General features: G+C 71.1%; 19 protein-coding genes. 13 read left to right on the forward strand and 6 right to left on the reverse strand.

From position 1 onward, the window contains the following. A complete protein-coding gene (gene mshB / locus O7597_RS06510; protein WP_281582252.1) occupies positions 1 to 960 on the reverse strand; it encodes an N-acetyl-1-D-myo-inositol-2-amino-2-deoxy-alpha-D-glucopyranoside deacetylase in 960 nt (319 codons plus the stop codon). 86 nt (positions 961 to 1046) lie between these two features. Here mshB and O7597_RS06515 point away from each other — a divergent pair, with 86 nt between their 5' ends. The 7 genes from O7597_RS06515 (at position 1047) to O7597_RS06545 (ending at position 10961) form a co-directional block, all read left to right on the forward strand. Next, a complete protein-coding gene (locus tag O7597_RS06515; protein WP_281582253.1) occupies positions 1047 to 3194 on the forward strand; it encodes a prolyl oligopeptidase family serine peptidase in 2148 nt (715 codons plus the stop codon). Positions 3195 to 3291: 97 nt separating this feature from the next. Continuing rightward, positions 3292 to 3840 (forward strand): Uma2 family endonuclease, encoded by a 549-nt coding sequence (locus O7597_RS06520; RefSeq protein WP_281583201.1) that lies wholly within the window; start codon positions 3292 to 3294, stop codon positions 3838 to 3840. Between the two features lie 32 nt (positions 3841 to 3872). After that, a complete protein-coding gene (locus tag O7597_RS06525; RefSeq protein WP_269738191.1) occupies positions 3873 to 5309 on the forward strand; it encodes a TldD/PmbA family protein in 1437 nt (478 codons plus the stop codon). A 73-nt stretch (positions 5310 to 5382) separates the two neighbouring features. Further along, positions 5383 to 6867 carry a metallopeptidase TldD-related protein gene (locus tag O7597_RS06530; RefSeq protein WP_281582254.1) on the forward strand — a complete coding sequence of 495 codons (1485 nt, stop codon included), beginning with the start codon at positions 5383 to 5385 and terminating at the stop codon, positions 6865 to 6867. A 259-nt stretch (positions 6868 to 7126) separates the two neighbouring features. Further along, complete coding sequence (locus O7597_RS06535) at positions 7127 to 7933, forward strand: hypothetical protein (protein WP_281582255.1); 807 nt, start codon at positions 7127 to 7129, stop codon at positions 7931 to 7933. 11 nt (positions 7934 to 7944) lie between these two features. Next, positions 7945 to 9891 carry a fumarate reductase/succinate dehydrogenase flavoprotein subunit gene (locus tag O7597_RS06540; protein WP_269738194.1) on the forward strand — a complete coding sequence of 649 codons (1947 nt, stop codon included), beginning with the start codon at positions 7945 to 7947 and terminating at the stop codon, positions 9889 to 9891. Beyond that, a complete protein-coding gene (locus O7597_RS06545; protein ID WP_281582256.1) occupies positions 9891 to 10961 on the forward strand; it encodes a succinate dehydrogenase/fumarate reductase iron-sulfur subunit in 1071 nt (356 codons plus the stop codon). Before O7597_RS06540 ends, O7597_RS06545 begins: the two co-directional genes overlap by 1 nt. 141 nt (positions 10962 to 11102) lie before the next feature. On the opposite strand, the gene O7597_RS06550 is transcribed toward O7597_RS06545, so the two are convergent. Then, entirely contained in the window at positions 11103 to 11546 is a 444-nt protein-coding gene (locus O7597_RS06550; protein ID WP_269738196.1) for a (deoxy)nucleoside triphosphate pyrophosphohydrolase, read from the reverse strand. A gap of 183 nt (positions 11547 to 11729) precedes the next feature. On the opposite strand from O7597_RS06550, the gene O7597_RS06555 reads away from it, so the two are divergent. The 4 genes from O7597_RS06555 to O7597_RS06570 all read left to right on the forward strand — a co-directional run bounded on the left by O7597_RS06555 (position 11730) and on the right by O7597_RS06570 (position 14220). Further along, positions 11730 to 12035 (forward strand): 4a-hydroxytetrahydrobiopterin dehydratase, encoded by a 306-nt coding sequence (locus tag O7597_RS06555; protein WP_099849832.1) that lies wholly within the window; start codon positions 11730 to 11732, stop codon positions 12033 to 12035. A gap of 39 nt (positions 12036 to 12074) precedes the next feature. Continuing rightward, positions 12075 to 12437 carry a PH domain-containing protein gene (locus O7597_RS06560; protein ID WP_093405480.1) on the forward strand — a complete coding sequence of 121 codons (363 nt, stop codon included), beginning with the start codon at positions 12075 to 12077 and terminating at the stop codon, positions 12435 to 12437. Between the two features lie 237 nt (positions 12438 to 12674). Continuing rightward, positions 12675 to 13409: a class I SAM-dependent methyltransferase gene (locus O7597_RS06565; protein WP_269738197.1), complete on the forward strand. Its 735-nt coding sequence runs from the start codon at positions 12675 to 12677 to the stop codon at positions 13407 to 13409. Positions 13410 to 13488: 79 nt separating this feature from the next. Then, positions 13489 to 14220, forward strand: coding sequence for an ElyC/SanA/YdcF family protein (locus O7597_RS06570; protein WP_269738725.1), 732 nt, complete (start codon positions 13489 to 13491; stop codon positions 14218 to 14220). A 315-nt stretch (positions 14221 to 14535) separates the two neighbouring features. Here O7597_RS06570 and O7597_RS06575 read toward each other — a convergent pair whose 3' ends face one another. The 4 genes from O7597_RS06575 to O7597_RS06590 form a co-directional block, all read right to left on the reverse strand. After that, positions 14536 to 14904, reverse strand: coding sequence for a hypothetical protein (locus O7597_RS06575; protein WP_281582257.1), 369 nt, complete (start codon positions 14902 to 14904; stop codon positions 14536 to 14538). A 41-nt stretch (positions 14905 to 14945) separates the two neighbouring features. Continuing rightward, a complete protein-coding gene (gene ychF / locus O7597_RS06580) occupies positions 14946 to 16031 on the reverse strand; it encodes a redox-regulated ATPase YchF (RefSeq protein WP_269738199.1) in 1086 nt (361 codons plus the stop codon). 76 nt (positions 16032 to 16107) lie between these two features. Next, positions 16108 to 17109: a hypothetical protein gene (locus tag O7597_RS06585; RefSeq protein WP_281582258.1), complete on the reverse strand. Its 1002-nt coding sequence runs from the start codon at positions 17107 to 17109 to the stop codon at positions 16108 to 16110. Positions 17110 to 17411: 302 nt separating this feature from the next. Further along, a complete protein-coding gene (locus O7597_RS06590; RefSeq protein ID WP_269738201.1) occupies positions 17412 to 17897 on the reverse strand; it encodes a hypothetical protein in 486 nt (161 codons plus the stop codon). 149 nt (positions 17898 to 18046) lie between these two features. Between O7597_RS06590 and O7597_RS06595 the strand changes: the two genes are divergently transcribed. After that, positions 18047 to 19465 (forward strand): AlkA N-terminal domain-containing protein, encoded by a 1419-nt coding sequence (locus O7597_RS06595; protein WP_281582259.1) that lies wholly within the window; start codon positions 18047 to 18049, stop codon positions 19463 to 19465. Between the two features lie 68 nt (positions 19466 to 19533). Next, positions 19534 to 20049, forward strand: a complete 516-nt coding sequence (locus tag O7597_RS06600; RefSeq protein WP_269738203.1) for a methylated-DNA--[protein]-cysteine S-methyltransferase — start codon at positions 19534 to 19536, stop codon at positions 20047 to 20049. Position 20050: the final 1 nt, after the last annotated feature.

The following is a 20050-nucleotide window of genomic DNA, read 5'->3' on the forward strand; positions in this document are numbered from 1 at the left end:
TCACCGGTGACCGGCCGGTGCGACCGGTCTACGGCCGGGACCGCCGACGACGCCCAGGTCGCCGGCCACGTCCGGCGCTGCGACGTCCACCCCGGCGAACAGATCCGACTCCCAGCCGTACGGACCGCTGCCCGCCCCCTTCTCCCCCACCGCCAGGGTGAAGTACTCCACCCCCATGAACTCGGCACCGAAATTGCCGGCGATCGAGTACAGCCAGGAGGTGGCCGGGATCTGGGTGGCGTGGGCGCGCATCGCCGCCTCCTTGGCGGCGTGCTGCTCGGTGGCGTCGATGCGGGCGGCGATCTGCGCGTCCGGCGTGCAGAACGGCAGCTCGGTGGCGTCACCGATGCCGGCGAACGGATTGTCCGACGCCTCCGCGAAGTGCGTCATGCCGGCCTCCAGCACGCTCTGCGGCATCGCCGTCCAGTAGACCTTCGCCGGCGCGAGCCCCTCGGCGGCGGCCAGCTCCACGGCCCGCATGGTCACCCGGTGCGCCTGGATGTGGTCGGGGTGGCCGTAGAAGCCGTTGTCGTCGTACGTGACCACCACCTGCGGGCGGATCTCCCGGATGATCTCCAACAACTGGCCGGCGGCCTCGTCCAGATCGGCCCCCCAGAAGGCCCGGGGGTGCTCGTTGGTCGGCAGACCCATCATGCCGGAGTCGCGGTAGCGGCCGGCCCCGCCGAGGAACCGGTGGTCGGTGACGCCGAGTTCGGCGCAGGCGGTGGCCAGCTCGGCGATCCGGTACCCGCCGAGCTGGTCGGCCTCGGCGGCGGCGAGCCCGGCCAGCTCCGGTACGTGGATCTCACCCTCCTCGCCCAGCGTGCAGGTTACCAGGGTGACGTGGGCACCCGTGGCCGCGTAGTGGGCCATCGTCGAGCCGGTGCCGATGGACTCGTCGTCGGGATGCGCGTGGACCAGCAGCAGGCGGCGGTCAGGCAGCGTCGTCACGACGGTCACTCTAACCGGCGGTTCTCGCCCACCGGCCCAGACGCGTCCGCGCAGGTCGCTCACATCGGGCCCGGTACCGGCCTACGATCTGGCCTGTGGACTTTCCCGAGCTGGCCGCCCGCACCCGCAGGTTCAGCCACGGGGCGCCGCGTGCCGTCGCCGTGGCCGAGGACGGTGCCCGGGTGGTCTTCCTACGCTCGGCCGGGCCGGAGGATCCGGCCGACGCGCTGTGGCTGCTGGACGTGGCGACCGGCACCGAACGGCTGGTCGCCGATCCGGGCGCGCTGCTCGGCACCGACGCCGGCCCCGACGCGCTGAGCCCGGGGGAACGGGCCCGGCGGGAGCGGCTGCGGTTGAGTGCCTCCGGCATCGGCTCGTACGCCCTCGACGCCACCGGCCGGGTTGCGGTGTTCGCGCTGGCCGGTCGGCTCTTCCGGGCCGACCTGGTGCACGGCGACGTGATCGAGGTGCCCACCGTCGGGCCGGTGCTCGACCCCCGACCGGACCCGAGCGGGCAGCGGCTGGCCTACGTGACCGACGCCGCCGAGGGAGTCCGCCACGGCGAGCTACGGGTGATCGACAGCGACGGCGCCGACACCATCCTGGCCGGCGAGGACTCCGGCGTGCTCTGGGGGCTGGCCGAGCACATCGCGGCGGAGGAGTTCGGGCGGCACCGCGGCTACTGGTGGGCTCCCGACGGTCGGTCGGTGCTCGCCGCCCGGGTCGACGAGACCCGGCTGCCCCGCTGGCACCTGCACGATCCGGCGCAGCCCGGCAGCCCGCCGACAAGCGTCGCGTACCCGGTGGCGGGTGGCCCGAACGCCGAGGTCAGCCTGCACCTGCTCGACCTCGACGGCGGGTGGGTCGACGTGCACTGGGACCGGGAGACCTACCCGTACCTGACCGCGGTGCACTGGGGTGAGGGCGCCCCGCTGATCACCGTGCTGCGCCGCGCCCAGCAGCACGGGTTGGTGCTCGCGGTCGACCCGCGTACCGGAGAGACCCAGGTGCACGCCGAGCTGGCCGACCCACGCTGGGTCGAACCGATCCCGGGCACCCCCGCGCACCTGCCCGACGGGCGGGTGCTGGTCGGTGGCGAGCTGGCCCACGACGGGTACGACGCGCGCTGCCTGTTCGCCGACGGCACCCTGCTCACTCCGCCCTCGCTGTACGTGCGCCGGGTGGTCGGCCGGCTGGCCGGCGGCGGCGGTCCGGCGGACCTGCTGGTCGAGGCGAGCGACGGCGAACCGAGCGAACAGCACCTGTTCCGGGTCCGGACCAGCATCGGCGGCGGGGTGGACGCCCGCCGGCTGACCAGCGACGCCGGCTGGCACGTCGGCGCGGTCGGTGGTGGCGTGCTGGTCATCGGCAGCGCCTCGCTGGATCACGCGGGCGTGCGGTGGACGGTGCTCCAGGGGGATCGGGAGGTGGGCACGCTGCGGTCGCTGGCCGCCACGCCCAGCTACTCCCCGCTGCCGCTGCTGGAGCGGGTGACCGACCGGCGGCTGCCCGCGGCGGTGCTCTACCCGGACAACCACGTCACCGGCCGTCGGCTGCCGGTTCTGCTGGACGTCTACGGCGGTCCGGGCCACCAGGAGGTGGTGGCCGCCCGCTCGGCCTGGCTGGAGCGGCAGTGGTGGGCCGACGCCGGTTTCGCGGTGGTCGTCACCGACAACCGGGGCACGCCGGGCATCGCCCCGTCGTACGAGAAGGCCATCCACCGACGGGTCGCCGACGTGGTCCTGCTCGACCAGGTGGAGGCGCTCACCGCGCTCGCCGACAAGCACCCGGACCTGGACCTGGACCGGGTCGCGGTGCGTGGCTGGTCGTTCGGCGGCTGGCTGGCCGGCCTGGCGGTGCTGCGGCATCCGGAGCTGTTCCGGTGCGGCATCGCCGGCGCGCCGGTCACCGACTGGGCGCTGTACGACACCGCGTACACCGAGCGGTACCTGGGTCTGCCCGCCGACGGGGAGGACGTCTACGCGCACCACTCACTCGTGGAACTGGCCGCCGAGCCGGTCACCGACCCGGCACACGCCCGCCCGCTGCTACTGGTGCACGGCATGGTCGACGACAACGTGGTGGCGGCGCACACGCTGCGGCTGTCGGCGGCGTTGCTGGCCACCGGCCGGCCGCACTCGGTGCTGCCGCTGACCGGCGCCACCCACATGGCCACCGGCGGCCTCGCCGAACGCCTCCTCCGCCTCGAACTCGACTTCCTCCGCACCCACCTCGGCACGTGAGCCGCGGCTACGTTCGACGCCGCGCCACTCGCACGAAGGGTGGAACGATGGAGACGACCTGGCAGGCAGGATCCCGCAGAGACGAGCGGAGGTGACCATGACCGTGGCGGTGTTCGACCACGAGGGCCCGTGGACCGAGGAGGAGTACCTCGCCCTCGGCGAGACCTCCCAGCGCGTCGAACTCTTCGACGGGAGCCTGCACGTGACCCCAGCCCCCACCCCACGCCACCAGCGGATATCACGAAAGCTGGGCAACATCCTGGAAGCGGCGGCCGAAGCCGTCGGTTTGGAACTGCTGGAAGCGGTGAACGTTCGGCTGCGACCAGGGCGCATTCCGATCCCGGATCTGGTGCTCATTAGACCGGTCAACCTGGACGACCCGTACATCGAGGCAGCCGACGTTCGACTTGTCTGCGAGATCATCTCGCCCGGCAATGCGGCAACGGACAACGTCCTCAAGATGCACTACTACGCCTCCGCCGGCATCGAGTGGTATCTGCTGGTCGAGCAGTCGACCGGCGGGCTCCGCCTCTATCAGCGGCGTGGTTGTCACTACGTCGAGCATCAGGCGGCCAGGCGGGGCGCAGTGCTCGAGCTGAACGCACCCGTCAAGGCGAAGGTCCGCCCCGAGGATCTCGTACCCTGACGGTTGTCAGTCGGCTGGCCTAGGGTCGGGCCATGAGCGAGTTCGGGGTGGCCGAGGTGGCCGTGCAGGCGGCGCTGGACGCGGGCGCCCGCTACGCCGACGTCCGGGTGATGCATCGGCGCTACGAATCGATGTCCGCCCGCAACGGCGAGATCGAGTCACTGACCCAGGACGAGAGCGTCGGCCTGGGTGTCCGCGCGCTTGTCGGTTCGAGCTGGGGCTTCCACGCCGTACCGGAGCTGTCGGACCGGGCCGCGCGCGACGCCGGCCACCGGGCCGCGCGGACCGCGGCGGCCAGTGCGCTGGTCCCGGGCCCGCCCGTCGACCTGGTCGCGGTCGACCCGGTCACGGCGAGCTGGTCCGCGCCCTGCGAGGTGGATCCGCTCGGCGTCTCCCTCGCCGTCAAGGGTGACCTGCTGGTGGCGGCCACCCGCACCATGGCCGAGCACGGTGCCGACCTCGCCGAGGGGCTCTACCAGGTCTGGGACACCGCGAAGTGGTTCGTCTCCAGCGAGGGGCACCGCATCGACCAGCGCATCCGCGAGTGCGGCGGTGGCATCTCGGCCACCTCCGTCGGCGCCGGTGAGACCCAACGCCGGTCCTGGCCGAGCTACCGCGGCCAGTACGGCACCACCGGCTGGGAGCTCGTCGACTCGCTGGAGTTGGGCGCGCACGCGGCGCGGATCGCCGAGGAGTCCCGAGCGCTGCTGACCGCACCGCTCTGCCCCACCGGTGAGACCGACCTGATCCTCGGGGGCGAGCAGCTGGCCCTGCAGATCCACGAGTCGGTCGGGCACGCCATCGAGCTGGACCGGATCCTCGGCTGGGAGGCGGCCTTCGCCGGCACCTCGTGGTTGGATCTCGCGCAGCTCGGCTCGCTGCGCTACGGCTCCGAGCTGATGACCGTCACCATCGACCCGACCATTCCCGGCGCGCTGGGCAGCTTCGGCTACGACGACGAGGGCTCACCGGCGGTCAAGCGCGACGCGGTGCGGGACGGTCGTTGGGTGGGTGTGCTGGCGGGCCGGGACTCGGCGGCCGTCGCGGGCCTGGACCACGGCGGCAGCGTACGCGCCGACGGCTGGGCGCGGCTGCCGATGGTGCGGATGACGAACGTGGGCCTGGAGCCCGGTCCGCACACCCTGGAGGAGATCGTCGCCGCGACCGACAACGGGGTGCTGATGGACGTCAACCGGTCCTGGTCCATCGACGACAAACGGCTGAACTTCCAGTTCGGCTGCGAGATCGGCTGGGAGATCCGCAACGGCCGGCGGGGGCGGATGGTGCGTAACCCGACCTACACCGGCATCGGCCCGCTGTTCTGGCGCTCGATGGACATGCTCTCCTCGGAGACGATCCCGTGGGGCACCCCGAACTGTGGCAAGGGTCAGCCCGGCCAGATCGGGCACACCGGGCACCCGGCGGCCCCGGCCCGCTTCCGCAACGTCCGGGTGGGGGTACGCGCATGACCGGTCGCCGACGGACGACCCGGCGATGCGCGGCGGTGCCGCCGGACGGTGTCGCCAACCGCGAGGAGGCGGCGTGAGTGGCGCGCCGGTGCGGGCCGGTGACGCCGAGTTGGACCTCGCCGGCCGGGTGGTGGATCTGGTCACCCGGCTCGCCGGGACGGCCGCCCAGGCGGAGGTGACGGTGGTCCGGGCCGAGTCGGCGTTGACCCGGTTCGCCAACTCGGCGATCCACCAGAACGTGGCCGCCTCCTCCGTTGACGTCCGGCTGCGGGTCCACCTGGCCGGGCGTACCGCCGCCGGCAGCGGGAACGCGGTCACCGCCGACGCGTTGCGCGCGTTGGTGGAGCGGGTGCTGACGGCGGCCCGGTTCACCCCGCCGGACCCGGCCTGGCCGGGACTCACCCCCGCGGCACCGGTGGCGCCCGCGCCGGAATGGGATCCGGCGACCGCCCACGCCGGGCCGGACCAGCGGGCCGCCCTGGTCCGGGCGTTCGTGGACGCGGCGGGTGGGTTGGTGACCGCGGGCTACTGCCGCACGGGTCACCGGGTCACGGCCTTCGCCAACTCGGCCGGTCACTCGGCGCAGGGGCAGGCGGCCGAGGCGGCGATGGACGGGATAGCCCGGGCCGGCGGTGCGGACGGCACCGCCCGACAGCACGTCGACCGGGTCGCCGATCTCGACGGGGCCGGCCTGGGGCGGCGGGCCGCGGCGAAGGCCCGGGCGGCGGCCCACCCGGTCGAGCTGCCACCCGGGCGCTACCCGGTGGTGCTGGAGCCGGCTGCCGTCGCGGACCTGCTGCAGAATCTGGCCTGGTACGGCTTCAACGGCCGACGGTACGCCGAACGTCAGTCGTTCGCCGTCCCCGGTACGGCCCAGTTCGATCGCGCGGTGACCCTGGTCGACGATCCGTTGGCGGTCTCGGGGCTGCCGTTCGACCTGGAGGGCACCCCGACCCGGGCACTGACCCTGGTGGACGCGGGCACCACCAGGGCCGTCGCCCACGATCGGCGCAGCGCCGCCGAGCTGGGGGTCGCCTCGACCGGACACGCCTGGGCCGGCGGCGCCACCTTCGGCCCGATTCCGCGCAACCTACGCCTCACCCCGGCCGGCACGGCGGGCGCAGCCGACTCGTCGGGTGCCCTGCTGGCCGGGGGCCACGGGGTGGTCGATCCGGAACCGCCGGCCGCCGCCCTGGTCACCGGCGGCCCGGCGACGGACGGCGCGATCGGGGATCCGGACACCGCCGCCCTGGTCTCCCGGATGGAGCGCGGCCTGCTGGTCAGCGACCTCTGGTACACCCGGGTCCTGGATCCGTTGAGTCTGGTCGTCACCGGCCTGACCCGCAACGGGCTGTGGCTGGTCGAGGACGGTCGGGTGACCCGGGCGGTCCGCGATCTGCGCTTCACCGAGTCGTACCCGCGGGCGCTCGCCCCCGGGTCGGTGCTGGAGTTGGGCCGGCGCGCGGTACGCCTGCCGGACCGGACGGACGGCGGCTGGTGGGCGGCGCCGTCGTTGCGGCTGGCCTCGTGGAATTTCACCGGCGGGGCATCCGGCTGACCGTTTGTCGATCTTTTCCGCACGCTCGTATATCGATCTTGACGAGAGGCTTTCCAAAGTGCGGGACACACGGGACACTGCCTTGCGCGGACGGCCCGCCTAGATCGGCGTAACGTGTGTCACTTAGCTGCTCCGGTACGCCGGCGCGGTCGTTGGTGTGCGCATGACGCGACAGGCGGGTGCGGGTTCGCCCGGGTCCGCGTGCCGCCCGTAAGTGTTCCGCCGCCCGTGACAGGGCCCCGTCAGGGAGACGACGCGAATGACATCATCGGCAACGAAACCGCGGGGTGTGCGCGCACGCGCCGCCATCGCGGCGAAGACGTTGCGGACGGACCGTTGGTGGTTTGCCCCGCTGATCACGGTCATCGGGCTCAGCGCGTGGGTAGCGTACGCGACGGTCCGGGTCTTCATGCACGACTTCTACTGGGTCGAGGAGTACCACTACCTGACCCCGTTCTACTCGCCGTGCGTGACGGACCGGTGCCTGCCGGAGGCCGCCCACTTCGGGCAGTACCTGCCCGGCTGGTGGATCATCCCGGACGCCGCGTTCACCCTGCCGTTCCTGCTGCTGTTCCGGCTCACCTGCTACTACTACCGCAAGGCGTACTACCGGTCGTTCTGGCTGTCGCCGCCGGCCTGCGCGGTACCCGACGGTCACGCCTCCTACGGGGGTGAGACCCGGTTCCCGCTGATCGTGCAGAACTCGCACCGGTACTTCTTCTACTTCGCCGCGATCATCTCGCTGATCAATACCTGGGACGCGATCCTGGCCTTCCACAGCCCCAAGGGCTTCGGCTTCGGGCTGGGCAACCTGATCCTGCTCGGCAACGTGGTCATGCTCTGGGCGTACACGATCTCCTGCCACTCCTGCCGGCACATCATCGGCGGGCGACTGAAGAACTTCTCCAAGCATCCCGTCCGCTACCGGGCCTGGGGCTACGTCTCCTGGCTGAACGTCCGGCACATGCAGCTCGCCTGGATCACGCTCGGCACGCTGGCCCTGACCGACTTCTACGTCATGGCCGTCTCCGCTGAGTGGATCTCCGACCTGCGGTTCATCAACTGAGGGCCCCTGACATGACGACCACTACCACTCGCATCGAACGACACCACTACGACGTCGTCGTGATCGGGGCCGGCGGCGCCGGCCTGCGCGCGGCGATCGAGGCGCGGCTGGCCGGCAAGAAGACCGCCATCATCTCCAAGTCGCTGTTCGGCAAGGCGCACACGGTGATGGCCGAGGGCGGCGCCGCCGCGGCCATGGGGAACGTGAACAGCCGGGACAGCTGGCAGGTGCACTTCCGGGACACCATGCGCGGGGGCAAGTTCCTCAACAACTTCCGGATGGCGGAACTGCACGCCAAGGAGTCGCCGCAGCGGATATGGGAGCTGGAGACCTACGGTGCGCTCTTCGACCGCACCAAGGACGGGAAGATCTCGCAGCGCAACTTCGGTGGCCACGAGTACCCCCGACTGGCCCACGTCGGCGACCGGACCGGTCTGGAGCTGATCCGCACCCTTCAGCAGAAGATCGTCTCGTTGCAGCAGGAGGACAAGCGCGAGCACGGCTCGTACGACGCTCGGATCAAGGTCTTCTCCGAGACCACCATCACCGAACTGCTGCTGGACGGCGACCGCGTCGCCGGCGCCTTCGGCTACTACCGCGAGTCCGGCGAGTTCGTCCTCTTCGAGGCCCCCGCCGTGGTGCTCGCCACCGGCGGCGTCGGCCGGTCCTACAAGGTCACCTCCAACTCCTGGGAGTACACCGGGGACGGTCACGCGTTGGCGCTGCGGGCCGGGGCGACTCTGATCAACATGGAGTTCCTCCAGTTCCACCCGACCGGCATGGTCTGGCCGCCGTCGGTGAAGGGCATCCTGGTCACCGAGTCGGTACGCGGTGACGGTGGCGTCCTGAAGAACTCCGAGGGCAAGCGGTTCATGTTCGACTACGTCCCGGACGTCTTCCGCAAGCAGTACGCGGAGACGCCCGAGGAGGCGGACCGCTGGTACGACGACCCGGACAACAACCGGCGCCCACCGGAGCTGCTGCCCCGCGACGAGGTCGCCCGGGCGATCAACAGCGAGGTCAAGGCCGGTCGGGGTACGCCGGCCGGCGGCGTCTACCTGGACATCGCCTCCCGGTTGCCGGCCGAGGAGATCCGTCGTCGCCTGCCGTCGATGCACCACCAGTTCAAGGGGCTGGCCGACGTCGACATCACCAAGGAGCCGATGGAGGTCGGCCCGACCTGCCACTACGTGATGGGCGGCGTGGAGGTCGACCCGGACAGCGGTGCCGCGTACGGCGCGGTGCGGGGGCTGTTCGCCGCCGGTGAGGTCTCCGGCGGTATGCACGGCTCCAACCGGCTGGGCGGCAACTCCCTGTCCGACCTGCTGGTCTTCGGCAAGCGGGCGGGCGGCCACGCGGCCACCTACGTCGACCAGCTCACCGGCCGGCCCCGGGTGGCGGTGGCCGCGGTGGAGACCGCGGTGGAGACGGCCCTGGCGCCGTTGCAGCGGGACACCGGCGAGAACCCGTACACCCTCCAGCAGGACCTCCAGGCGGTGATGGGGGATCTGGTCGGCATCATCCGGCGGGAGGCCGAGTTGGCGGACGCGCTGGCCCGCCTGGCGGAGCTGCGCGAGCGGGTGGCGAAGGTCAGCGCCTCCGGCGGTCGGCGGTACAACCCGGGCTGGCATCTGGCGCTGGACCTGCGCAACATGCTCGTCGTCTCGGAGTGCACCGCGAAGGCGGCACTGGAGCGTCGCGAGTCGCGCGGCGGGCACACCCGCGAGGACTTCCCCACCATGGATCCGCAGTGGCGGCGGGTCAATCTGGTCTGCTCGCTGGTGGGCGACACCGTCCGGCTGGAGCGCAAGCCGCTGCCGAAGATGCGCTCCGAACTGATCGGCCTGTTCGACCGCGCCGAGCTGGCCAAGTACCTCACCGACGAGGAGCTCACCGAGTTCGACGCCCTCGTCGCCGCCGATGCCGCCGCCGCTGACGTCGAGAAGGAGAACCGCTGATGGGGACGAAGCGCCAGTTCCGGATCTGGCGGGGTGACGCCGAGGGTGGCGACCTGCAGGACTACACGGTCGAGGTCAACGAGGGCGAGGTGGTCCTCGACGTGATCCACCGGTTGCAGGCCACCGACGCGCCCGACCTGGCCTGCCGGTGGAACTGCAAGGCCGGTAAGTGCGGCTCCTGCTCCATGGAGATCAACGGGATGCCCAAGCTCGGCTGCATGACCCGGATGTCGACGTTCGAGGAGAACGAGACGATCACGGTGACCCCGCTGCGGACGTTTCCGGTCATCCGGGACCTGGTCACCGACGTGTCGTTCAACTACGAGAAGGCGCGGGAGACGCCCGCCTTCGCTCCCCCGGCCGATCTGGCTCCCGGCGACTACCGGATGCAGCAGGTCGACGTGGAGCGCTCGCAGGAGTTCCGCAAGTGCATCGAGTGCTTCCTGTGCCAGAACGTCTGCCACGTGATCCGGGACCACGACGAGAACAAGCAGGCGTTCTCCGGACCCCGGTACTTCATCCGGGCCGCGGAACTGGACATGCACCCGCTGGACACCAGGACCGACCGCAAGGACTACGCGCAGACCGAGCAGGGTCTGGGTTTCTGCAACATCACCAAGTGCTGCACCGAGGTCTGCCCCGAGCACATCAAGATCACCGACAACGGGATCATCCCCATGAAGGAACGGGTCGTCGACCGCAGGTACGATCCACTTGTGTGGCTCGGTAGCAAGATCTTCCGGAGGGGTCAGGTGCCTCAGACCAGCGTGACCAGCGGACACTCCCCGGGCGCGGTGCGCTCCAGCGCCGCGGGCGGCGGTGTGCACTCACACGCCGGCGGCTCCCACGACGCCCAGGCCGAGATGCAGGCCCAGCAGGGCGTCAACTGGCACCGCGAGGTGCCCCACCCGACCGCCCCGGCGGTCGACGCCAGCGGCAAGCTCCCGCTCACGGAGCTGACCTTCGACCGCGCCGCGGCTCCGTCGCCCTTCGGCGACGACGTCACCTTCCCGCTCCCCCCCGAGCACCTGAACTTCGCCCACCCCGACCAAGACAAGCCCAACCACTGACCACCCGAACATCAACGGGGGCCGCGGCATTCGCCGCGGCCCCCGTCCCTTTCCAGCCCACCGCGTGTCGATCATGAAGTTATTGCCTGCGGAAAGCGCTTACCGATGGCAACAACTTCATGATCAGCAGCGAGAGGGGGGTCAGCGGGGGGTGGAGAGGAGGGGGCGGAGGGCGGCGACTATGGGGGCGTCGGCGGGGAGCCAGGTGACGGTGTCCAGGTCGGTGGCGGAGAGCCAGCGCAGGGCGGAGTGTTCGAGGGCCTGAGGCTCGTCGTCGTGCAGGAGGCGGGCGGCGTACACCTTCAGCACCGACCGGCCGTGCGCCATCCGGACGTCACGGCCGATGCGCGCACCGATCTCCACGCGTACGGCCAGTTCCTCGACGCACTCGCGGGCCAACGCGGCCGTCTCGGTCTCACCCGGCTCCACCTTGCCGCCGGGGAACTCCCACATGCCCGCCACCTCGGGCGGGGCGGATCTGGCACAGGCCAGCACCCGTCCGTCCCTGATGATGGCCGCGCCGACGATCACCTTCGGATCGCGCCGTACGGCGTTTCCGCCGCCGTTCGCCCGTTCGGTCCGCACGGCCGTCCAGAGTGCCAGATCAATCGGCGGTTTGGGTAGCGTGGTCGTCCGTCAGGCCAAGAATACCCGGAAGTGTGGGCGTGGACACACCCTCCGTGCGACGTAAGACTAGGAGCACCGACAAAGACACGGGGCGGCGACGATTTGGCCACAAGCCGGCAACGAAGCCTGGGAGGAGCGGTGATGCGTGCGCTGTTCGGCAGTCGAACGAAGCACGACTACCTCAGCGACGCCCTCACCCTACTGTCCGGTTGGACACGTGAGGGTGAGCAGATCCGCCGGACTCTCGTCATCGACGACACGCAACACGCGGCGCTCACCGAGCGGGTGAAGGTGGTCGCCGACGCACTGCATCTGCGCCCGGAGATCAGCCGGCGCGCCGACCACACCCAGATCCGGGTCGGGCACGGCAACGAGCCCCTCTCCGAGGGCGAGGTCCTGCTGGCCGCCCGCATCGAGGACGCCTACCGCGCGGTCACCGAGAGCTGACGGTGCGTCCGCTGGCGTGCGCTGCCTACCGTGGGCGTCATGGCCAACGCGACCTATGACCGCAAGGAACAGTTCCAGCAGATCCAGAGCGGCCTGCTCGACGGTGAACAGATCATCGCCGTCTACGACGCCGTCGGCACCGGCACCGGGTTCATCGGGCTGACCGACCGGCGCGTCATCATCCAGGACCGCTCGTTCGTCGGTAAGAAGTACGCGATCACCAGCATCCCGTACTCGAAGATCACCAGCGTGAGCGTGGTCAGCAACAAATCCTGGGGCGGCTCGTTCTTCTCCACCGGCGCGATCGCCATCCACGTCGGTACGCACACCTACGAGGTGGAGTTCCGGGGCGACCAGAAGAGCCACCACGTGCACAACGTGATCCTGCACTACATCAGCTGACCGACGCTCCGGGCCGCGCAGCGGAACAGCATTCCGGTGAATTTCAGTTGCCGCCGGCCATCGATGCCGATTGACTCACGAACCAAACCGAGCGAAGGGAGCGACGACATGAGGCACATCACGACGCCCAGGCAGCGAGTAGGCATCGTCAACCCCATCGAATCGAGGCTTCGTGCGTACGTGGGAATCATCGAACAAGGCGCCGTGCGGCGCCGGTAGCAACGACGGAGGCCGCTGATGTCGGTCTTCGACGACCCGGGACACTTCGGCCGACTCTGGGCCGACACCTATGACCTGCCGGGCGGCCTACCCGACCCGGCACCGGCGGTGGAGTTCCTCGCCGAGCTGGCCGGCGACGGCCCGGCGCTGGAACTGGCCATCGGCACCGGTCGGGTCGCCCTTCCGCTGGCCGAACGCGGGATCACCGTGGAGGGGGTGGAGGCGTCACCGGAGATGGTCGCGAAACTGCGGGCCAAGCCCGGTGGTGGCGACATCCCGGTGGCCATCGGCGACATGGCGGACGTGCCGGTGACCGGCCCGTACACCATGGCCTACCTGGTCTTCAACACCCTGTTCAATCTGGTACGCGCCCGGCGGCAGGCGGACTGCTTCCGTAACGTGGCCCGCGTGCTCGCTCCTGGCGGCGCGTTCGTCATCGAGACGTTCGTGCCCGACCCGGCGGGCTTCGACCGGGACGAACAGGTCCAGATACGGGAGGTGACCGAGGACTCGGCCACCATCCGCCTGCACCGGTACGACCGGGAAGCGCAGACGTTCCTCCGGCAGACCATCACGTTCCACTCCGCCGGGGTGCACCTGCACCCGTTCGCGATGCGTTACCTCTGGCCGGAGCAGATCGACGAGCTGGCGGAGCAGGCCGGTCTCCGGCTCGCCGAGCGGTACGCCGACTGGGACCGGTCGCCCTTCGGCCCGGACAGCACCGCACACATCTCGGTGTACCGGCTCGGGTGATCCACGGCGCGGGTACGGCGGTCCTGCTGCCGTACCCGCGCCACAGCGCTCACTGATCGGCTCGCGCCGGGCTGGGATACTGGCCTGCATGCCGATCCGTGCGTCACTGACGGCCAGACTGCGACAGATCCGGGACCGAGGCCGGGGACGTTGGCTGCGGCGGGCCGTGCTGGCCGGAGTGCTCGGTGTGGTGCTGCTGACCGGCGGCGTCTGGGCCAGCGCCACCTGGATCCGCTCCGGCGCGCAGGGACGCTCCTATCCGGTCGCGACGGTGCCCGAGGCACCGGTCGCCCTGGTGCTGGGTACCCGGGTCCGGCCCGACGGCACGCCGGCACCGTTCCTCGCCGCCCGGCTGGAGATCGCTCGCGAGCTGTACGTCACCGGCAAGGTGCAGGCGATCCTGGTCTCCGGCGACAACATGCGCCACGAGTACAACGAGCCTGAGGCGATGCGGCGCTGGCTGGTCGAGCAGGGTGTGCCGGCCGACAAGGTGGTGCTCGACCACGCCGGCTTCGACACGTACGACTCGTGCGCCCGGGCGAAGCGGATCTTCGGGGTGGAGCGGGCGACGGTGGTGACCCAGCAGTTCCACCTGGCCCGCGCCGTCACGGTCTGCCGGCACCTCGGCATCGACGCCAACGGCGTCGGCGACGAGACCGCCCGGGAGCTGAGCCACCGCACCTGGCGGATCAGCTCCGCCCGGGAGTACGGTGCCGGTCTCAAGGCCGCACTGGACGTGCTCTCCCGCCGCGACCCGGTGCATCTCGGCGACCGGGAGACCGGCGTCGACGACGCCCTCAGCACCGGCTGACACCGCCCCCACGGCAGGTCCGGCACACCGGACGGCATGTGCCGGGCGGTCCGCCGTGCCTACGCCACGAAGCGGGTACGGCGGCGACGGGCGATCAGGTAGGCGGCACCTCCGAGGAGCAACAGCAGTCCACCAACCGCGGTGGGCGTGGCGGTGGGGGGCCGGCCGCGAGGAGTGCGGCGCCGACAGCGCACCGGGCAGAACGAGCCGTGGTCAGGGGAACCCCCGTGGATTTCCGTCGATGACCGCGTCACGCTACCCGAGCCGAGTTACGCCGCGCAGAACGCCAGCCGTCTATTCGGGTGGGCCGCGGCGCTACCGTCCCACTGCGGAGCCCACCACGCAGACGACGACAGCGAGCAGCACGAATACCGGAGTGGCGGCGAGCAGCCCGACCCATCGGGCTGGGCGCTGCGGTCGTCGCGCACTGATCAGTCCGAGCATCACCAGGCTGACCAGGAGCGACAGCAGGAGCGCAGGAGCCCCGAGGAAGACTCCCGCCATGAGCACTCCGGTACGCGGCGACGCGCAGAAGGTTTCCTGGCAGTCCGGGTCCTGCACGTCGGACAGACTGTACGCGAGCAGAAAGAAGGCGCCCACCGCGGCCGCGTACCACACGATCAGGTGCAGCAGGGCCAGGCCGGGGTTGGTCTTCCAGGGCTTCTGCGGCGTGAACATCGACACCGGTCGAGTGTCCCGCCTCGCTGCGACGCCCGCTGCCCGCCTCAGACGTTGAAGCGGAACTCGACCACGTCGCCGTCCTGCATCACGTACTCCTTGCCCTCGATGCGGACCTTGCCCGCCGCCTTCGCCGCAGCCATCGAACCGGCCTCGACCAGGTCGGCGTAGGAGACCACCTCGGCCTTGATGAAGCCACGCTGGAAGTCGGAGTGGATCACCCCGGCGGCCTCCGGGGCGGTCGCGCCGACCGGCACGGTCCAGGCCCGCGCCTCCTTGGGGCCGGCGGTGAGGTACGTCTGGAGGCCGAGCGTGCGGAATCCCACCCGGACCAGCTGGTCCAGCCCGGGTTCGGACTGCCCGATCGACTCCAGCAGTTCCCGGGCCTCCTCCTCGGGCAGGTCCACCAACTCGGACTCGATCTTGGCATCCATGAAGACCGCCTCGGCCGGTGCCACCAGCGCCTGGAGCTCGTCGAGGAACTGGGCGTTGTTCAGCTCGGCCTCGTCGACGTTGAAGACGTAGAGGAACGGCTTGGTGGTGAGCAGGTGCAGCTCGCGCAGGTGCTCCAGCTCGATGTTGGCTGCCGCCGCACCGGCGTAGAGGGTGGTGCCGTTGTCCAGCACCTCGACCGCGGCCTTCGCGGCGGCCACCGCGGCGGCCCGGTCCTTGCGGAGCTTGGCCTCCTTCTCCAGCCTGGGCAGCGCCTTCTCCAGCGTCTGCAGGTCGGCGAGGATCAGCTCGGTGTTGATCGTCTCGATGTCGTCGGCCGGTGAGACCTTGCCGTCGACGTGCACCACGTTCGGGTCGGAGAAGGCCCGTACCACCTGGCAGATCGCGGCGGCGTCCCGGATGTTGGCCAGGAAGGCGTTGCCCCGTCCCTGACCCTTCGAGGCGCCGCGCACCAGGCCGGCGATGTCGACGAACGACACCGGGGCGGGGATCACCTTCTGCGAGCTGAAGATCTCGGCGAGCTTGTGCAGCCGCTCGTCCGGCAGCCCGACCACGCCGACGTTGGGCTCGATGGTCGCGAACGGGTAGTTCGCGGCGAGCACGTCGTTCTTGGTCAAGGCGTTGAACAGGGTGCTCTTGCCGACGTTGGGCAGGCCGACGATGCCGATGGTGAGACTCACGACGAGCCAGCTTACGCGCTCCGTCGCCGAACCTGGGCAGGCAGCCCCGGCGCGGCCGACGCCGAGCGCGCCATGGTCAGGAGCCGGTCCTGACCAGCCGGAGTTGATCGATCACCGTGGTGGCCAGCTTCCCGTCGCCAGCGGAAAGGGGCAGGTGCCGCAGCGTCAGTCGGTGGGCGCCGGCGGTGAGCCGGACCATGCCGTGCGACGTCCAGCCGGTCAGCCGGTACCGGGCTGCCGACTCGGCGAACTCGCCAACCGGCCGATCATCGACGAGGTACGTCGTTCTCCCCGCATTCGGTCCGAGCAGGCGAACGTCGAACAGCTCGTAGTCGCCGCCCTCGGGAACGGTGACCGTGACGGTGAATGAATCGTACGGTCGGGCGAAGAAACCCAGTGCGTACCCTTCGGTATAGCCGTAGTGGCAGCAGTCGTTGGTGACCCACAGCTCACAGGCCCGCCCGTCACATGCTCGGCGGGCCGGCGCCCCGCCGACTGTCACCGTCGTCGCAGGCTCATCGACCAACGCCTCCATGTTGAGAGTCACCACGACGCTGGTGGACGGGCTGACCGACGGGGTTGCCGGCGAGGTGGCCGGCGGCCTGACCGGCTGCGCGGCCGCGGGCACGCGGCCCGGGCGAAACAGGGACACTCCGACGGCCAGCAACGCGACCGCGAGAACCGCCGCTCCGACCGTGGCGAGAAGCCACCGCCGTCGGCGCGGCCGCTCGCCCGGCCGGCGCACCTCGACAACCACCCGGCCACTGAACCGGGAACTCTCCTCCGGGGGCGAACCGGCCGAGGACACCAGCGCACGCACCTCGTACCGGCCAGCCGGCACCTCGGCCGGCACGTTCACCGTCACCAGGTACGAGACGGTGCTGTTGGCAGGGACGGCGCGCTGTGGTCGGTCGACGGTGAACCACGACGGTGGCACGGCGTCGTCGGGGGCGAGGCGCAGCACTGCGGTGTCCGGCGTCACACTCGGATTGGAAACCGTGAAGACGATCTCGCCGTGCCCGGCCTGATCGAGAGTGAGGTGTGCGACGACCGCGTCGACCGTCCAGGCTGTGGTCATGAATCGACTCCGAAGAAGTCCGACAATCGTGGGTGCCTGAACTGTAGAAGAAAGAGCCACCGAAGTGGCGGCCAGAGTCACATGAACGACCGCCAATTCGACTCCGAGGGCTCCACCTCGACATTTATGCAACTGACCGGGAATGGACAACCAGCCTGTCGGATCAACTACCTGATTCGTACCGCCGGGACCGCTGGACATCAAAACAAGCGACCGGCGGGAGTTCAGATAAAGATTGTGACGGAAACCGCGACACACGAGATCGCCGGCGCCGCCGTTCCCGTCGGGAGCCGGTGGCGGCGTCAGTCCCGCTCGGCCGGTGCAGGCTGGCGCGGTGGCCCGCTACCCGGCCAAGGCGACACCCGCGGCGCGAGTTCACCCGCGGCGGCGAGCGGCAGCGAGAACCGGTCGGCGGCCACCGGGCTGGCCGCGTACGACTCACGCAGCATCCAGTGGATCTCGTCGGTCGTCCAGCCCAGCGTCGGCCGGGCCGCGATCTCCCGCAGCAGCCGCCGTGCGGCACGGGTGTCGTCGTCGTAGAAGCGCATGCACCAGTGGTGCACCCACATCCCGAGCGCGCGCACCCCGTCCGGTTCGAGCGAGCCGACCAGCCGGCCGCAGGCGGTGTCGCCGAAGGCGCGACCGGGGTCGTCGGCGCGGTCCCGCTCGATGGCACCGACCGCGGCCGGAGCCACGGCGCGCATCCGCCGATAGAAGCGCTCGACAACTGTCGGGTCGGGTGCTGGGTGCTCGTGTCCCGACGCCGCCCGACCCGCCACGCTCACCATTGCCGCACCCTTCTGGAGTTGGTGGCCGCACGCTACCCACCACAACCGACAGTTCCCCTCCCCCTGCCCGCCCTCCCGTGCCGCGAGGCGGAGGGTCTGGTCCGAATTCCGCGAGCCGGGTGGGTGTTGGCAGGCGCATCATCGGTGACGTGGAACTTGACTTCGAGCGGTGCTACCGGGCCGTCGACAGCCGTGACCAGCGGTTCGACGGCTGGTTCTACACCGGCGTGACCTCGACCGGGATCTACTGCCGGCCGTCCTGTCCGGCGATGACCCCGAAGCGGCGTAACGTGCGATTCTTCCCGTCGTCGGCGGCGGCCCAGCGGGCCGGGCTGCGCGCGTGCCGTCGCTGCCGCCCGGACGCCTCCCCCGGCTCACCCCAGTGGGACGTACGGGCCGACGTGGTGGGTCGGGCGATGCGACTGATCGCCGATGGCGTGGTCGACCGTGACGGGGTACCCGGGCTGGCCGCCCGGCTCGGCTACACCGAACGGCACCTGCACCGGATGCTGCGGGCGGAACTCGGTGCGGGGCCGTTGGCACTGGCCAGGGCGCAGCGCGCGCAGACCGCCCGCACCCTGATCGAGACGACCGGGCTGGGGCTGGCCGAGATCGCGTTCGCCGCCGGCTTCGGCAGCGTCCGGCAGTTCAACGACACCGTACGCACGGTGTACGGCGCACCGCCGTCGCAGCTGCGCGCCGGAGGCGGCACGCCGGTCGGCGGTGCGGGCACGGTCACGCTGCGGCTGGCGTACCGGCCGCCGCTGCACGCCGCCGCGCTGCTGGACTTCCTCGCCCGGCGCACGCTGCCCGGGGTCGACGAGGTGGTCGACGGGGCGTACCGGCGGGGGCTGCGGTTGCCGCACGGCCCCGGCGAGGCCACCCTGACTCCGGCGACCGACCACGTGGCGGCGACGCTACGCCTGGCCGATCTGCGCGATCTGGCCCCCGCCGTGGCCCGGTGCCGGCGCCTGTTCGACCTGGACGCGGATCCGGTCGCCGTCGACCAGACGCTCGCCGCCGACCCCGCGCTGGCCGCGCCGGTGGCGGCCGAGCCAGGGGTACGCGTTCCCCGCGCGGCGGACGGCTTCGAGATGGCCGTTCGCGCCATCGCCACCCAGCAGGTCTCCCTGGCCTCCGCCCGCACCACCCTCACCCACCTGCTCGACCACACCGGCACCGTTGATCAGCTGCGTGGTTTCGCCACCGCGGAGGAGGTGCTGGGGGTGCCGGATTCGGGGTTCCGGATGCCGGGCGGGCGGCGCGAGACGATCCGGGCGGTGGCGCGGGCGGTCGCGGCCGGTGAGCTCGACCTGGAGCCGGGGGGCGATCGGGAGGAGACGGCGCGTCGACTGACCGCGATTCCGGGCGTCGGCGCGTGGACCGCCGGCTACCTGGCCATGCGCGCGCTCGGCGACCCCGACACGTTCCTCCCCACCGACCTCGCGGTACGTCGCGGGGCCGCCGCCCTCGGCCTCACCGACAATCCCGCAACCCTCGACGGGTACGCCGGCCGCTGGCGTCCCTGGCGGTCGTACGCCGTCATCCGCCTCTGGCGATCGGCGTGAGCCCGGCCGCCCGGCCGCGCCTGGCCCCGATCGGGCAGAGCAGCATCGACGAAACCCTGGAGAGCGACATGAGCAGTACCACCAACATGATCGACAGCACGGTCGTCGACACCCCCGCCGGGCCGTTCACCATTCTCGTCGGTCCCGACGGCGCGGTGCGGGCGTCGGGCTTCACCGCGGACCCGGCGAACCTGCTGCCGCTGGTACACCCGAGTCTGCGCGGTGAGCCGCGACATCGGCCGGACCTCGGCCCGGTCAGCGCGGCCGTCGCCGCCTACCTCGACGGCGATCTGGCCGCGATCGACGACGTTCCGGTCGGACAGCACACCGGCGGGGTGTTCATGGCACACGCCTGGCAGGTGTTGCGCGACGTCAAACCGGGCGCGCCGGTCACCTACACCGGGTACGCCGCCCTGGCCGGCCGTCCCACCGCGGTACGCGCCGCCGCCGCGGCCTGCGCCCGCAACGCCGCCGCCCTCTTCGTCCCCTGCCACCGGGTGCTGCGCACCGACGGCACGCTCGGCGGCTACCGCTGGGGGCTGCCGGTGAAACGCTGGCTCCTCGACCACGAACGCCTCAGCTGAT

It is taken from the genome of Verrucosispora sp. WMMC514, from assembly GCF_027497295.1.
Taxonomy (GTDB): domain Bacteria; phylum Actinomycetota; class Actinomycetes; order Mycobacteriales; family Micromonosporaceae; genus Micromonospora; species Micromonospora palythoicola.

Coding starts and splice junctions, on each gene's coding strand:
- O7597_RS06555 (WP_099849832.1), top strand. CDS start 11,730: ATGCGTGCGCTGTTCGGCAGTCGAACGAAGCACGACTACCTCAGCGAC.
- O7597_RS06590 (WP_269738201.1), bottom strand. CDS start 17,897: ATGGTGAGCGTGGCGGGTCGGGCGGCGTCGGGACACGAGCACCCAGCA.
- O7597_RS06600 (WP_269738203.1), top strand. CDS start 19,534: ATGAGCAGTACCACCAACATGATCGACAGCACGGTCGTCGACACCCCC.
- O7597_RS06540 (WP_269738194.1), top strand. CDS start 7,945: ATGACGACCACTACCACTCGCATCGAACGACACCACTACGACGTCGTC.
- O7597_RS06585 (WP_281582258.1), bottom strand. CDS start 17,109: ATGACCACAGCCTGGACGGTCGACGCGGTCGTCGCACACCTCACTCTC.
- O7597_RS06545 (WP_281582256.1), top strand. CDS start 9,891: ATGGGGACGAAGCGCCAGTTCCGGATCTGGCGGGGTGACGCCGAGGGT.
- O7597_RS06565 (WP_269738197.1), top strand. CDS start 12,675: ATGTCGGTCTTCGACGACCCGGGACACTTCGGCCGACTCTGGGCCGAC.
- O7597_RS06535 (WP_281582255.1), top strand. CDS start 7,127: ATGACATCATCGGCAACGAAACCGCGGGGTGTGCGCGCACGCGCCGCC.
- O7597_RS06520 (WP_281583201.1), top strand. CDS start 3,292: ATGACCGTGGCGGTGTTCGACCACGAGGGCCCGTGGACCGAGGAGGAG.
- O7597_RS06560 (WP_093405480.1), top strand. CDS start 12,075: ATGGCCAACGCGACCTATGACCGCAAGGAACAGTTCCAGCAGATCCAG.
- O7597_RS06525 (WP_269738191.1), top strand. CDS start 3,873: ATGAGCGAGTTCGGGGTGGCCGAGGTGGCCGTGCAGGCGGCGCTGGAC.